This window comes from Corynebacterium coyleae, from assembly GCF_030408635.1.
Classification (GTDB): domain Bacteria; phylum Actinomycetota; class Actinomycetes; order Mycobacteriales; family Mycobacteriaceae; genus Corynebacterium; species Corynebacterium coyleae.
The window spans coordinates 994365-1007408 of record NZ_CP047198.1; the positions used below are offsets into that span (position 1 = coordinate 994365).

General features: G+C 63.7%; 15 protein-coding genes. 10 read left to right on the plus strand and 5 right to left on the minus strand.

The window, feature by feature from the left end; translation table 11 throughout:
• The 3 genes from dapC to CCOY_RS04940 all read left to right on the plus strand — a co-directional run bounded on the left by dapC (position 1) and on the right by CCOY_RS04940 (position 2835).
• A complete protein-coding gene (gene dapC / locus CCOY_RS04930; RefSeq protein WP_092102142.1) occupies positions 1 to 1110 on the plus strand; it encodes a succinyldiaminopimelate transaminase in 1110 nt (369 codons plus the stop codon).
• 85 nt (positions 1111 to 1195) lie between these two features.
• On the plus strand, positions 1196 to 1702 hold the full coding sequence (locus CCOY_RS04935) for a GtrA family protein (protein ID WP_092103048.1): 507 nt from the start codon (positions 1196 to 1198) through the stop codon (positions 1700 to 1702).
• 89 nt (positions 1703 to 1791) lie between these two features.
• The gene (locus CCOY_RS04940) at positions 1792 to 2835 is read left to right on the plus strand and encodes an HNH endonuclease signature motif containing protein (RefSeq protein WP_092102145.1); all 1044 of its coding nucleotides are present in this window, start codon (positions 1792 to 1794) and stop codon (positions 2833 to 2835) included.
• A 23-nt stretch (positions 2836 to 2858) separates the two neighbouring features.
• On the opposite strand, the gene CCOY_RS04945 is transcribed toward CCOY_RS04940, so the two are convergent.
• The 5 genes from CCOY_RS04945 to CCOY_RS04965 all read right to left on the minus strand — a co-directional run bounded on the left by CCOY_RS04945 (position 2859) and on the right by CCOY_RS04965 (position 8118).
• Positions 2859 to 3368 (minus strand): GNAT family N-acetyltransferase, encoded by a 510-nt coding sequence (locus CCOY_RS04945; RefSeq protein ID WP_092102148.1) that lies wholly within the window; start codon positions 3366 to 3368, stop codon positions 2859 to 2861.
• Positions 3358 to 4332: a 2,3,4,5-tetrahydropyridine-2,6-dicarboxylate N-succinyltransferase gene (gene dapD / locus CCOY_RS04950; RefSeq protein ID WP_070820557.1), complete on the minus strand. Its 975-nt coding sequence runs from the start codon at positions 4330 to 4332 to the stop codon at positions 3358 to 3360. The genes CCOY_RS04945 and dapD overlap by 11 nt, the downstream gene beginning before the upstream one ends.
• A gap of 5 nt (positions 4333 to 4337) precedes the next feature.
• A complete protein-coding gene (locus CCOY_RS04955; RefSeq protein ID WP_092102151.1) occupies positions 4338 to 5696 on the minus strand; it encodes an amino acid permease in 1359 nt (452 codons plus the stop codon).
• Entirely contained in the window at positions 5696 to 7114 is a 1419-nt protein-coding gene (locus CCOY_RS04960; protein ID WP_092103050.1) for an amino acid permease, read from the minus strand. The genes CCOY_RS04955 and CCOY_RS04960 overlap by 1 nt, the downstream gene beginning before the upstream one ends.
• 62 nt (positions 7115 to 7176) lie before the next feature.
• Entirely contained in the window at positions 7177 to 8118 is a 942-nt protein-coding gene (locus tag CCOY_RS04965) for a 2,3,4,5-tetrahydropyridine-2,6-dicarboxylate N-succinyltransferase (protein ID WP_244268713.1), read from the minus strand.
• Between the two features lie 29 nt (positions 8119 to 8147).
• Between CCOY_RS04965 and dapE the strand changes: the two genes are divergently transcribed.
• From dapE to CCOY_RS05000, 7 genes are read left to right on the plus strand one after another with little or no spacing between them, the layout of a single operon-like run.
• Entirely contained in the window at positions 8148 to 9236 is a 1089-nt protein-coding gene (gene dapE / locus CCOY_RS04970) for a succinyl-diaminopimelate desuccinylase (RefSeq protein ID WP_092102157.1), read from the plus strand.
• Between the two features lie 5 nt (positions 9237 to 9241).
• On the plus strand, positions 9242 to 10027 hold the full coding sequence (locus CCOY_RS04975; protein WP_070421783.1) for an LOG family protein: 786 nt from the start codon (positions 9242 to 9244) through the stop codon (positions 10025 to 10027).
• Positions 10020 to 10859 carry a dihydropteroate synthase gene (gene folP / locus CCOY_RS04980; protein WP_180952373.1) on the plus strand — a complete coding sequence of 280 codons (840 nt, stop codon included), beginning with the start codon at positions 10020 to 10022 and terminating at the stop codon, positions 10857 to 10859. The genes CCOY_RS04975 and folP overlap by 8 nt, the downstream gene beginning before the upstream one ends.
• A gap of 20 nt (positions 10860 to 10879) precedes the next feature.
• Complete coding sequence (locus tag CCOY_RS04985; RefSeq protein WP_070569804.1) at positions 10880 to 11605, plus strand: glucosyl-3-phosphoglycerate synthase; 726 nt, start codon at positions 10880 to 10882, stop codon at positions 11603 to 11605.
• Positions 11606 to 11615: 10 nt separating this feature from the next.
• A complete protein-coding gene (locus CCOY_RS04990; RefSeq protein ID WP_070421784.1) occupies positions 11616 to 11921 on the plus strand; it encodes a hypothetical protein in 306 nt (101 codons plus the stop codon).
• A gap of 12 nt (positions 11922 to 11933) precedes the next feature.
• Positions 11934 to 12104 carry a DUF3117 domain-containing protein gene (locus CCOY_RS04995; protein WP_070421785.1) on the plus strand — a complete coding sequence of 57 codons (171 nt, stop codon included), beginning with the start codon at positions 11934 to 11936 and terminating at the stop codon, positions 12102 to 12104.
• Positions 12105 to 12132: 28 nt separating this feature from the next.
• On the plus strand, positions 12133 to 12993 hold the full coding sequence (locus tag CCOY_RS05000; protein WP_070820552.1) for a methyltransferase domain-containing protein: 861 nt from the start codon (positions 12133 to 12135) through the stop codon (positions 12991 to 12993).
• Positions 12994 to 13044: the final 51 nt, after the last annotated feature.

Consider the following 13044-nt stretch of genomic DNA (forward strand, 5'->3'; position numbering starts at 1 on the left):
GTGGCACGCACCCCACTCGGATCACAGCTGCCCGACTTCCCATGGGACACCATCGCCGACGTGCGCAAGCACGCCGCATCCCATGAGGACGGCCTGATCGACCTTTCCGTCGGCGGCCCCGTCGACCCAGTCGCCCCATCCATCCAACTCGCGCTGTCCGAAGCTGCCGCAACGCCCGGCTACCCGCAAACCGCGGGTACGCCGGAACTGCGCGAAACGATCGTGGCCTCCCACGCCCGCCGCTTCGGCATCGCAGGGTTGACCGAACGCTCCGTGCTGCCCGTGATCGGGCTCAAAGAAGCCGTCGCGTGGCTGCCCACATTGTTGGGCCTGCGCGGCGAGAAAGTTGTGATCCCCGAGGTCGCGTACCCCACCTACGAAGTCGGCGCGCTGATGGCAGGCTGCGAAGTTATTCGTTGCGACGACCCCGCCACCGCACCCCGCGACGCCGCCTTCGTCTTCATCAACTCGCCGTCGAACCCAACCGGCGCAGTCCTTGGCGTCGAGCAGATGCGCGCCTGGGTGGAATTCTCCCGCGAAACCGGCGCAATCATCGCCTCCGACGAGTGCTACCTCTACCTCGGCTGGTCCGCCGAACCGGTATCCATCCTGCACCCGTCCGTCACCGACGGCGACAACACTGGCCTGCTCGCCCTGCATTCGCTGTCCAAGACGTCCAACCTGGCGTCGTATCGCGCCGGCACCATCTCCGGCGACGAGGCCCTAGTGCAAGAACTTCTGCTTATCCGCAAGCACTCGGGTCTCATCGTGCCCGGCCCAATCCAAGCCGCCATGGTGGCCGCCCTCGGCGACGACCTGCACGAACAAATGCAGCGCTCCACCTACGCCGCGCGACGGCTTGTACTCATGAAGGCCCTCCAAAACGCAGGTCTTACTATCGACGACTCCGATGCCGGCCTCTACCTCTGGGTCCACCACGACGGCATGGATTCCCGCGAACTCCTCAACTGGTTCGCCGACCACGGCATCCTCGGCGCCCCCGGCGACTTCTACGGCCCCGCCGGCGCCCAACACGTGCGCATCTCGCTCACCGCACCCGACGAGCGCATCGAAGCGGCAGTCGCCCGCCTAGGAAACACCGTTGACTAACCCCACTCATCCGTCGCCGGCCGCCGGCGACCAACACGCTGCCGCGCCCGAAAGCGGCAGCACTGCCGTACGCCTCGTTGCCGGGCTGCGCCAATTTTTGCGCTTCGGCATCGTCGGTGGCTCCGGCGTGCTCGTCAACTTCGTCGTGTTCTACCTGGCCAACAAAGCCCTAGAGAACGGCTTTGATCTGCACGCCAACGACGTGTTCATGCAACTCGGCTCCACCCGTTGGAACATCCGCTGGTACCACCTCATGTCCACCCTGGCGTTCCTCCTGGCCAACACGTGGAACTACCAGCTCAACCGCTCCTGGACATTCCGTGGGGTGCACGCGCGCTCCTGGCTGCGCGGGTTCTTCCCCTTCTTGGCCACCGGCGCGCTCGCGTTCGCGGTGTCACTGACATGCATGACGCTTTTGATGAACCCCACCACGCCAGTTGGCCTGCCGGACCACATCTTCGACGACTCCACCGGCCTGCGCACCAAATCCTACTGGGCCCAAGCCATCTCCACACTGATCGCGATGCCGGTGAACTTTGTCATCAACAAGGTCTGGACCTTCGGAAAACCGAAAACACCAAAAACGACCTAACCAGCGGTTTGTGGAATTTGGTGTTGGAGTTATCCACATTTTCGTGGTGGGTCTTGTGCGGTGGTTTATCGCTTCGTAGCGTGTGATGCATGGCATTTGTAGACCTTCTCGGCTTCCGGCTTACGGACATCGCCGACTTCGACCGCGACACAGCCCTCGCTGCCGGGCTGAACCCGTCGCGCATCCGAGAATGGTCACGCGTACACGACGTCTACTACGGGGCAACAAAATTCACGCGGAAACAATCCGACGCCCGCCTGATGGCAGCCGATACTCCCTTGGATCAGTTGTGCTTGATTGAACGCAAACTTGCCGTGGTTGAAGATGCGGCGAAGCGTTGGCGGTTGCGTTTTACCTTGTTGCAGTTCGAGGGCCGCTTTGATGCGCTGTCGCGCTATGCCGATCGGGTTATTGATGCGAAGAAACCCGCACCTGAAAAGCAAGTGCGTTTTTCTAAGGCGCGTGAGGGTATGGCCACGCTGCACTTGACGCATTCGGCGCGCAATATTGCTGATATTGAGCACACGCTGCGTGGGTTGATCGATACGGAACTGCCACCAGCCGGCCAGATGGCTGATGCGCTTATGGGTATCTTGCGTGGCGAGGGCGGTGGGGTGCCGCATGCAGTGCCACGGCCGATTGTTATGGTGCCGCTTCCCGAATGGACGCGGATCCAATCCGGTGCCGGTGACGAGGTCACCTTGACCTTGACGGATGGCACCACGATGACGGGTGCGGAGTTTCTCGCGCAGCATGTCGGCGACGAGCTGGAAGTCGCGGCGTTTCACCCGACCGAGGGTGCAGTCAACTTGTATCGCACCCAGCGGTTTGCCAATGGGAAGCAACGCGCGTTGGCATCCATGATGTCGCCAACGTGTCCGGTGCCGGATTGCCGGCATGGAGCTGACAACTGCGACATGCACCACATCCAGGCCTGGCGGCACGGCGGGGAGACCAACCTTGCCAACTTAGTGCCGTTATGCCGGTTCCATAACGGGCGCAACGACGATGACCCGCGTGAAAACCGCTACGGGCGGATACAGATACGCGATGGGATACCGGTGTGGGTATCGCCGGGAGGGTCGGTTGTCGAAAAGCATCCGCCCGGAGCCATGCAACAACTCTTTAACTAGCCAATAACCCGCCAGCGAGCGGGCTATTCGGCATGCTTGACATACTCCACGTGGCCGTCGCGCTCGCCGGAAAAGGCGAAACCGTTAACTTCCGCGACATGGCGCGAAGCAGCATTGCCCGGCAGCGCCCGAATAATAAGCAGGGGAGCCCCCTCGGCGAAAGCGTGATCGGTCACCAGGCGCACGGCACGAGTCATCAGGCCACGCCCGCGCGCCCACGGGGCAGTGTTGTAACCAAAATCGGCACCACCGGAATCGTCGAGGCGCAGCTCGATGCTGCCGCAGTACCGGTCATCGACGACAAGCGCCCACCGTGCACACCCGTCACCTGAGTCGCCGAGGAACGCCTCGGCCATCTCGACGGTGTACGGCGACGGCACCGTGGTCCACTCAACCATCCGTGGGTCAACCGACGCAGCGAACAGGTCGTCGCGCACGCCCGGAACGGTTTTCACGCGCGACCACGGCAGGAGCGTCAACTCGCCGTCGGTGAGAGTGTCGTTGGCGGGTGGGAACCAGGGGTTAGTTGGCATGGAGGGCCTCGTTGAGTTCGATGCCCTTTGCAGGGACGGCTTCGACGGAGCCGGTGACGGAGTTGCGACGGAATTGCAGGCCGTTCGCGCCGGAGAGTTCGAGAGCCTTCACTTCGGCGCCGGCTTCCTTGCCCAGGGCTTCGGCGACGGGTGCGGTGAGGACGACCTTTGTGCCGGCGGTGACGTAGAGGCCGGCTTCGACGATGCAGTCGTCGCCAAGCGAGATGCCCACGCCGGCGTTGGCGCCGAGGAGGCAGCGTTCGCCAAGCGAGATGATTTCTTTGCCGCCGCCGGACAGGGTGCCCATGATGGAGGCGCCGCCGCCGATGTCGGTTCCGTCGCCAACGACGACGCCTGCGGAGATGCGGCCTTCGACCATGGATGCGCCGAGGGTGCCGGCGTTGAAGTTCACAAAGCCTTCGTGCATCACGGTGGTACCTTCCGCGAGGTGGGCGCCGAGGCGGATGCGGTCGGCGTCGCCGATGCGCACGCCGCTCGGCACAACGTAGTCGACCATGCGTGGGAATTTGTCCACGGAGAAAACGACGACGGGGCCGTTTTCGGCGAGGCGTGCGCGGGTCATTTGGAAGTCGGCGACGGCGCAGGGGCCGTAGTTGGTCCAGACGACGTTGGACAGGAGGCCGAACACGCCGTCCATGTTGGCGCCGTGTGGGCGGATGAGGCGGTGGGACAGTAGGTGGAGGCGCAGGTAGACGTCGTATGCGTCGATGGCCGGTGCGCTGAGGTCGGCGATGGTGGTTTCGACTGCGACGCGGGCGACGCCGCGGGCCTCGTCGGGGCCGACGAGGTTGGTGAAGCGGGCGTCGGGCTCTTCTAATCGACGAGTGCCTGTTTCCGTCACCGCCTCGTCAACCTTGGGGGCGGGGTACCAGACGTCGAGAACGGTGCCGTCGTGGGTGATGGTCGCGATTCCGCGTGCAATTGCAGTCGTGGGGGTAGTCATGGCGACTACCTTACGACACCGCGTTTCTTGGTCAGTAGCGACAAGCCGACCAGGGCGAGGGAGAGGATGGTGACGGAGATGACTTGGGAGCGGGCGGCGTCGTCGAAAAGCATGAGCACCGTCAAACCGACGAGGGCGGTGAGCGTGACCCATGGCACCCAGGTGGCGCCGTGGACGCGGACGGCGGATTCGCTGATGCGTGGGTGGAGTTTGATGAAGCTTAAGGTGATCATGATCCAGGTGACGATGAGGCAGCCGCCGGTTGCGGACATGATGAAGTCGATCATTCCTGGCGGGTTCCACCATTGCAGGCCGACGGCGAGAAACGCGAACACCACGGAGACGAGCACGGAGTTCATGGGCACGTTGTTGGCGTTGGTTTTCGCCATCCATTTCGGAGCGTCGCCTTCGAGCGCTTGTTGGTAGCCGAGGCGGGAGGTGCCGTAGAGCTGCGCGTTGAATGCGGAGAGTAGTGCGAGCACGATGACGACTTCCATGAAGGCTGCGGCGCCTGGGATGTTTGCCATTTCGAGCACGGCGGTGAAGGGGGAGTCTGCGGCGGAGTCGGCGCCGTCGATGGTTGCGTATGGCAGCAGCAGGGTGATCACGGCGACGGAGCCGAGGTAGAAGATCGCGATGCGCCAGATGATGGAGTTGACGGCGCGTTTGACGTTGTCGGCGGGGTCTTCGGATTCGGCGGCTGCGATGGTGACTACTTCGATGCCGCCGAATGCGAATGCCACGGCGAGGAGGCCTGCGGCGATGCCGGCGACACCGTTGGGGGCGAAGCCGGATTCGCGCACGTTGTCGAAGCCGACGAAGTCGCTGGCGGGCAGCACGCCCAGCCAGAGGAGAACGCCGATGATGAGGAAGCCGACGATGACGGCGATTTTGATCATGGCGAACCAGTACTCGAACTCGCCGAAGCCTTTGACCTGTGCGAGGTTTACGGCGGTGAGTACGACGACGACGATGAGCCCGGGCACCCATTGGGGTACGTCGAACCAGGAGGCCATCATTGCGGAGGCGCCGGTGAGTTCGGCACCACACGCCATGATCAGCAGGAAGTAATACAGCCAGCCGAGGAGGAATCCTGCCCAGTGGCCGTACGCCATGCGTCCGTAGGTGGCGAATGAGCCCGATGATGGGTGGGCGGCGGCCATTTCGCCGAGCATGCGCATCACGGCGATGACGATGAGTCCGGCGATGGCGTATGCGACCAGAATCGCGGGGCCGGCGGCACGAATGCCGACGCCGACGCCGAGGAACAGGCCCGCACCCACGGCAGTGCCGAGCCCCATGAGTGTCAGGTGGCGGGACTTCAGCCCGGTGCCGAGCTCGCTATTGCTTGTCGACGACCCCATTACCGCACCTCTTCCTTCTTCACGTTCTGTCCTGCAGCGGTCTTTCCTGCGGTGCGGGTCCACAAAATTCCCGCGAGGGAAACGACACCGACAACGACGGCGACGGCGAACATTTGGAATCGCCCGTCGGGGTCGGCGAGCATGAGCAGGATGACTCCGCCGGCGAGCGCGATCATGACCCAGGGCAGGACGTTGGGGGCCCACATACGTACGTCGGTGATTTCGCCGCTTGCTTCGAGCTTCGGGTGCAGGCGGACGAACGACAGGGCGACGACGATCCACAGCACGATCAGGCAGCCACCGACTGCGTTGAGGAGGAAGGCGAGCAGCCCGGGCGGGTTCCAGTACTGCAGGGCAACGGCGACGAAGCCGAAGAACACGGACACGATCACGGCACGGACGGGCACGCCGCGGGGGTCGGTTTTAGCGAAGATCTCGGGGGCGTCGCCACGCACTGCAAGGTTTTGCATGAAGCGCGACGAACCGTAGATCTGCGTGTTGCAGGCGGACAGCAGGGCGACGACGATGACGGCCTCCATGATGCCGACGGCGCCCGGGATGTTTGCCATTTCGAGCACTGCAGTGAACGGGGAGTCGGCTGCGGAGTCCGCGCCGCCGATTTCGTCGAAAGGCAACAGCAGCACGATCAGGAGCACGGAGCCGATGTAGAAGATGGAGATGCGCCAGATGATGGAGCGGATCGCGGAGTGGACGCCGGCTTCGGGGTTTTCGGATTCGGCGGCGGCGACGGTGACCAGTTCAATGCCGCCGAACGCGAAGGCGACCGCGAGCAACGCGGTGGCCACACCAGCCCAGCCGTTGGGCATGAAGCCGACCTCGCTGATATTCGACAGGCCTACGAACCCGCCGGTGGGCAGCACACCGAGCCACAGGGCCACACCGATGCACAGGAACGCCACGATCACAACGACCTTGATCAGGGCGAACCAGAATTCGAACTCGCCGAAGTTTTTCACCGCGGCGAAATTGATTACGGTGAAAAACCCAATGGCGATCAGCGCGGGGATCCACGGGGAGATGGCGAACCATTGGGCGACGATCGCGGACGCGCCGGTGATTTCGACGGCCATGATCATGATCATCATGAACCAGTACAGCCAGCCGATGGCGAAGCCGGCCCAGCGGCCGAAGGCTTGCTCGGCGTAGGTGGAGAACGTGCCCGACGACGGGCGTGCGGCGACCATTTCCGCGAGCATCTGCATGAAGCACACGGTGATGAAGCCTGCGACGACGTAGGCGAGGATGACGGCGGGGCCTGCGGCTGCGATGCCAACGCCGGTGCCAAGGAAGAGTCCGGCACCGATGGCTGAGCCGAGGCCCATCATGGTGAGGTGGCGCGTTTTCAGGCCGCGTGCGAGCGCGGTGGAATCGGCGACGGGGGAAACGGGGGTTGACATGTCGAACACCTTAAACCTCGACATGCAGTGAAGTGCATTCTTTTCCGGTTTATATGCGTGTGTTACGTGCGCGTGGTTTCTGCCGGGCGCAGCACGGGGGCGGTGGTGTAGGGCTCGTGTTGGATGCGCAGGTTGTCGCGGCCGGTGAGTTTTCCCGCGGGAAAATCTTCTCCGGTGGCGGGGTCGAAGATTCGGGTGTGGGGTTCGAGGGTGATGCCGGCGCCGATGTCGCAGTTGTTGCCGAGGGTGATGCCGTTGATGCTGGCGGTGGGGTGGAGGTGGCAGTTGGCGCCGATGCGCATGGGTTGGCGGGCGAGGGCGTTGTTGTTGGTGGGGGTGGCGATGAGGGCGGTGCTGCGGGCGAGGGTGGTGTTGGCGCCGACGGCGACTGCGGAGGAGATGGTGCCTTCGATGCGTGCGGGGCCGAGGGTGCCGGCGTTGTAGGAGATGTAGCCTTCGCGGACGACGGTGGTGCCTTCGGCGAGGTGGGCGCCGAGGCGGACGCGTTCGGCTTCGGTGATGGTGACGCCGGTGGGGACGACGTAGTCGACCATGCGGGGGAGACGGTCGATGCCGTAGACGTGGATGGGGCCGCGGGCGCGGAGGTTGGTGCGTACGGTTTCGAAGTTGTTGGGGAGGCAGGGGCCTTTGTTGGTCCAGGCGACGGGGGTGAGGTGGTCGAGGGCGCCGTCGAGGTTGATGGTGAGTGGTTCGACGAGGCGGTGGGACAGCAGGTGGAGGCGGAGGTAGACGTCGTGGGCGTCGATGGGTGGGGCGTCGAGGTCGGCGATGGTGGTGCGTACGGGCACGGTTTCGACGAGTCGGTCGCGGTCGGCGCCGATGAGGCGCAGGAACTCCGGGGAGAGGTTGTGGGCGGAGGTGCGTTGGGTGGTGGTGGGGTGGTCGTCGTTAAGTGTGAGCTTGGGGGTGGGGTACCAGGTGTCGAGCACTGTGCCGTCTATGGCGATGTTGGCGATTCCGAGGCCGTGTGCTCCCAAAGACATGGCCGTCATTGTAAACGTAGGATCGCGGTGTGACTTCCTTAGATCTTTTTGCGGACCCTGTTGTTTTGTCGGCTGCGTTGGTGGATATTGAGTCGCCGTCGCACCATGAGGAGGCGATCGCGGACGCCATTGAGGCTGCGTTGCGTGGCCTTGAGCATGCAGAGGTGCAGCGCTTCGGTAATACCGTGGTGGCGCGTACGAGTTTCGGGTTGGATTCGCGGGTCGTGTTGGCGGGCCATATTGATACGGTGCCGTTGGCTGATAACACGCCGCATCGGCTCGCGGACGGTATTTTGCACGGCTGTGGCTCGGTGGATATGAAGTCGGGTTTGGCGTGTTATTTGCATGCGTTTGCCACGTTGGCGCAGCCGGGGAAGGCGGCGCATGATTTGACGCTGATCGCTTATGAGGGCGAGGAGGTGGCGCAGGAATACAACGGCCTGTATCACCTTGAGCGTGATCATCCGGAGTTGCTGCAGGGCGATATTGCGTTGTTGGGTGAGCCGTCGGGTGCGATCATTGAGGCTGGTTGTCAGGGCACGATCCGCGTGTTTGTGGATGCGCATGGCACGCGTGCGCATTCGGCGCGCTCTTGGCTTGGCCATAATGCGGCGCATGATCTTGCGGGTGTGCTCACTCGGATCGCGGCGTATGAGCCGCGCACTGTGCTTATCGACGACTGCGAGTACCGCGAGGGCTTAAACGTCGTCGGGCTGGAGGGCTTCGTGGCGACGAATACGATCCCGGATCACGCGCGACTGATCGTGAATTTCCGCTACGCGCCGGATCGCAGCGTCGAGGACGCGAAGGCGCACTTGGAAGAGACACTCGCGCTGGAGGAGGGCCTCGAGCTTATTTACGACGACGTCGCGCCGGGGGCGTTGCCTGGCCTGGGGGACCCGGTCGCGGCCGGGTTGGTCAAGGCGGTGGGCGGGAACTTCCGCGCCAAGTTTGGGTGGACGGATGTGGCGCGCTTTTCTAGCCTGGGTGTTCCTGCGGTGAACTTTGGGCCTGGCGATCCGGGGTTTGCCCATAAGAAGGACGAGCAGTGCCCGGTCGATGAGATTCGTCAGGTGGCGGCGCAGTTGCTCGATTACCTGAGTGCTGAAAGCGAGTAAGAGATATGGCTCCGTTGAATTTCCCCCGCCCGGACCGCGACCGGAAGCTGCGTGGGCCGATGGCGCTGCGCAATGAGGCTGAGCAGGCCACGACCTATGATCAGCGTTTGTTGGAGTCCATGGGGCAGTCTGATGGGTACTGGAAGCACCAGGATCCGTGGCGTGTGATGCGGATCCAGTCGGAGTTTGTGGCTGGGTTTGATGCGTTGTCGGAGTTGCCGAAGGCTGTGACGGTGTTTGGCTCCGCACGTCTTGGCGAGGGCACGCCTGAGTACCAGTTGTCCTACGAGGTTGGTCGCGCGCTCGTGGAGGCGGGCTACGCCGTGATCACCGGTGGCGGTCCGGGTTTGATGGAGGGGCCGAACCGGGGTGCTCACAACGCGGATGGTTTGTCGGTCGGTTTGGGCATCGAGTTGCCGTTTGAGCAGGGCCTGAACGACTGGGTGGATCTGGGGCTGAACTTCCGGTACTTCTTCGCCCGCAAGACGATGTTTTTGAAGTACTCGCAGGCGTTTATTTCGCTGCCCGGCGGTTTCGGCACGATGGACGAGGTCTTTGAGGTGCTGTGCATGGTGCAGACCGGCAAGGTGACCAACTTCCCGATCGTGCTCATGGGCACGGAGTTTTGGTCTGGGCTGGTTGAGTGGATCGAGCAGCAGTTGCTTGGCCGTGGGTTGATCTCGCCGGGGGATGAGAAGTTGTATCTGGTGACTGATTCCGTGGAGGAGGCCGTGGCGCACATTGTGGAGGCCCACAAGGTGATGACGGATCAGCGTCTGCGTGATGAGTGAGGTCATGGCGATCGTGAATCGCACGCCCGACTCGTTCTACGACAAGGGTGCGACGTTCGCGATTGAGAAAGCATTATTGCGTGCCGACGACGCCGTTGCCGCCGGCGCCAGCATCATCGATATCGGTGGTGTGAAGGCGGGGCCGGGCGACGACGTGTCTGTTGCCGAGGAGATCGATCGCGTCGTGCCGCTTATCGCCGGAGTGCGTGAACGCCACCCGGACGTGACGGTGAGCGTGGACACCTGGCGCGCCGCGGTGGCCGAAGAGGCGATTGCCGCCGGTGCGGACCTGATCAACGACACGTGGGCCGGTTTCGACCCTGAGCTGGTTGAGGTCGCCGGCGCGCACCGCGTGGGTTACGTCTGCTCGCACACCGGTGGGGTCACGCCGCGCACCCGTCCGCACCGCGTGCATTACGACGATGTGGTCGCCGACGTGATCGCCGAAACCACCGCGCTGGCCGAGCGCGCCGTCTCCCTCGGCGTGCCGGAGGAGGCGATCTTCATTGACCCCACGCACGACTTTGGCAAGAACACCTACCACGGGCTGGAGATCCTGCGGCGTATCGACGAAATCGTCGCCACCGGCTGGCCCGTCCTCATGGCCCTGTCCAACAAGGATTTCGTAGGCGAGACCGTCGGGCGTGGCCTCAACGGTGCCGACATCACCCAGCGCGTGCCCGGCACCCTCGCAGCAACCGCGTGGGCGGCCGCGCGCGGGGTGGCGGCGTTTCGCGTCCATGAGGTCGAGGCGACCATCGACGTCATCCGCATGATCGAGGCGATCCAGGGCACCGCGGCACCGCTTGCCACTGTGCGGGGGCTCGCGTGAGTGCCGACACGCTCGCCGGCATGCGCACCGATGTACGAATCAGTGTGGTGATTCCTGCGCTGGATGAGGAGGCGACGGTGGGTGGGGTCGTCGAAAAGTGTGTGGCTTCGTCAGCGGACGAAGTCATCGTCATCGACTCAGACTCCACCGATCGCACCGCCGAGCGCGCCGCCGCAGCCGGGGCAACCGTGGTGAACTGGCGCGACGTCGACCCACGCACACCCTGGCCCGGCAAGGGCGAGGCGCTGTGGCGCGGCGTGAAAGCCGCATGCGGCGACGTGGTGGTCTTCGTCGACGCCGACGTGACCTCACTCGAACCCTGGTGGGTCGACGCGCTCGCCGAGCGATTTATCGACGACACCGTCCACCTCGTCAAAGCCTCCTACACCCGCGAAGGCGCCGGCGGTCGCGTGACCGAACTGACCGCGAAACCCCTCCTGCGCGCCCTCTTCCCGGAGATCGCCGTGGACCAGCCGCTCGCCGGCGAATACGCCATCCGGCGCTCAACCGCGCTTTCGCTGCCATTCGTCGCAGGCTACGGCGTGGAAGCGGGCTTGCTCATCGACGTCGCCCGCGCCCACGGCCCAAAAGCCATCCAGCAAGCGCAACTGAGCCCCCGCACCCACCGCAATAGGCCGCTGTATGAACTTGCCGGGATGGCTGATGTCGTCGCAAAGACGATTCTCGCGCGCGCGGGAAAATTCCCCGTCGAGGTCAGCGAGCGCCCCGCCTGGGCCGACAGCTAAACTAACCCGCATGCTTTCCTGGATCATCCTCATCCTGGTGCTCGCACTGCTGAGCATCATTGGCCTGAAACTGTTCGCCACCGTCTTCGGCCGCGGCGAGGCCCTGCCGCCCATGCCACCAACAGAAGAGGTGAAGGAAGCCAACCGCCGCGCGGTGGAAGAAGGCAACTTCGGCGACATTCAGCTCGAGGTTGTGCACCGCGGTTACCGCATGGATCAGGTCGATGCGCTCATCGAACAGTTGGCGGGCGGCAACCTTGCGCCGGAAACACGGGTAGAATCTCCGGAAGAACACGTTTCGGAAACAAAGCAATAAGGAGTGTTGACGATGGCAGCAATGAAGCCGCGTACCGGTAGTGGCCCGATGGAAGCGGTGGAGGAGTCGCGCAAGATCGTCATGCGTATCCCGTCTGACGGTGGCGGACGCCTCGTCATTGAACTGAGCAAGGAAGAGGCTGGCGAACTTGGCCGCTTGCTCACGGAGGCTGCTGGAGAGTAGTTCCGGTCAAACGCGGTAGTATCACCACATGCTCAACGAGATCGTGGATGTACTCGCGGACCCGGTAGACCTGACCCCGCTTCGGGGCGAGGACGATTTTGGTCGTCTCGTCTCCGAATCGGGGCATTCTTATGACGTAGCCAAGCAGGGTTATGTCACGCTCGCGTCGGGGCGCGGGCTGAATCATGAGGGCGATTCGCTGGAGATGATTAACTCCCGCGAAACGTTCCTGTCGAATGGCCATTTCGCGCCGTTTGTGGAGGCGGTGTCGGATCGTGTGGCGGATGTTGTGGAGCATTCCGCGGGCGATCGGGATCCGGTGATTCTGGAGGCCGGTGCCGGAACCGGCTACTACCTCGCGCACACGCTGGACCTAATTGATGGCGCGCGTGGCGTGGGGTTGGATATTTCGGTGCCTGCTGCGAAGCATTTGGCTAAGGCGCATCCGCGTTTGGGTGCGATTGTGGCGGATGTGTGGGAGCAGCTGCCTATCCGCACGGGAGCGGTTGATGTGGTGACCGTGGTGTTCGCGCCGCGGAATCCTGCGGAGTTTGCGCGTGTGCTTAGCGACGACGGCGAGGCCGTCATCCTCGTCGCCGACCAAGGCCACCTCGATGAGCTGCGCGAGCCGCTCGGCATCCTCGGGGTGGAGGACGGCAAGGTGGCGCGACTGATCGAGCAGTCGGCGCAGTGGCTGACCCCGGTGGCCGATCCGGAGTTGATTTCGTTCCCGATGAATCTGGGCCGTGACGCGATCGCCGCGCAGGTGGGTATGAGCCCGTCGGCGCGTCACCTGGATAAGGACGTGCTGCACGCGCGACTCGAGGACCTCCCGGAGCAGATGGAGGTCACCGCCCGCGCCCAGCTGATCCGCCTGCGCAAGAAGTAGCGCGCCGGCGCTTCGCTCACGCTGCGCTAAAGAAACGGAGAAGGCCCGCGT

What these genes read in the sequence shown, in the direction of transcription:
- CCOY_RS04940 (WP_092102145.1), top strand. Translation starts at nt 1,792, where the DNA reads ATGGCATTTGTAGACCTTCTCGGCTTCCGGCTTACGGACATCGCCGAC.
- CCOY_RS04945 (WP_092102148.1), bottom strand. Translation starts at nt 3,368, where the DNA reads ATGCCAACTAACCCCTGGTTCCCACCCGCCAACGACACTCTCACCGAC.
- dapD (WP_070820557.1), bottom strand. Translation starts at nt 4,332, where the DNA reads ATGACTACCCCCACGACTGCAATTGCACGCGGAATCGCGACCATCACC.
- CCOY_RS04955 (WP_092102151.1), bottom strand. Translation starts at nt 5,696, where the DNA reads ATGGGGTCGTCGACAAGCAATAGCGAGCTCGGCACCGGGCTGAAGTCC.
- CCOY_RS04960 (WP_092103050.1), bottom strand. Translation starts at nt 7,114, where the DNA reads ATGTCAACCCCCGTTTCCCCCGTCGCCGATTCCACCGCGCTCGCACGC.
- CCOY_RS04965 (WP_244268713.1), bottom strand. Translation starts at nt 8,118, where the DNA reads ATGTCTTTGGGAGCACACGGCCTCGGAATCGCCAACATCGCCATAGAC.
- CCOY_RS04975 (WP_070421783.1), top strand. Translation starts at nt 9,242, where the DNA reads ATGGCTCCGTTGAATTTCCCCCGCCCGGACCGCGACCGGAAGCTGCGT.
- folP (WP_180952373.1), top strand. Translation starts at nt 10,020, where the DNA reads ATGAGTGAGGTCATGGCGATCGTGAATCGCACGCCCGACTCGTTCTAC.
- CCOY_RS04985 (WP_070569804.1), top strand. Translation starts at nt 10,880, where the DNA reads ATGCGCACCGATGTACGAATCAGTGTGGTGATTCCTGCGCTGGATGAG.
- CCOY_RS04990 (WP_070421784.1), top strand. Translation starts at nt 11,616, where the DNA reads ATGCTTTCCTGGATCATCCTCATCCTGGTGCTCGCACTGCTGAGCATC.
- CCOY_RS04995 (WP_070421785.1), top strand. Translation starts at nt 11,934, where the DNA reads ATGGCAGCAATGAAGCCGCGTACCGGTAGTGGCCCGATGGAAGCGGTG.
- CCOY_RS05000 (WP_070820552.1), top strand. Translation starts at nt 12,133, where the DNA reads ATGCTCAACGAGATCGTGGATGTACTCGCGGACCCGGTAGACCTGACC.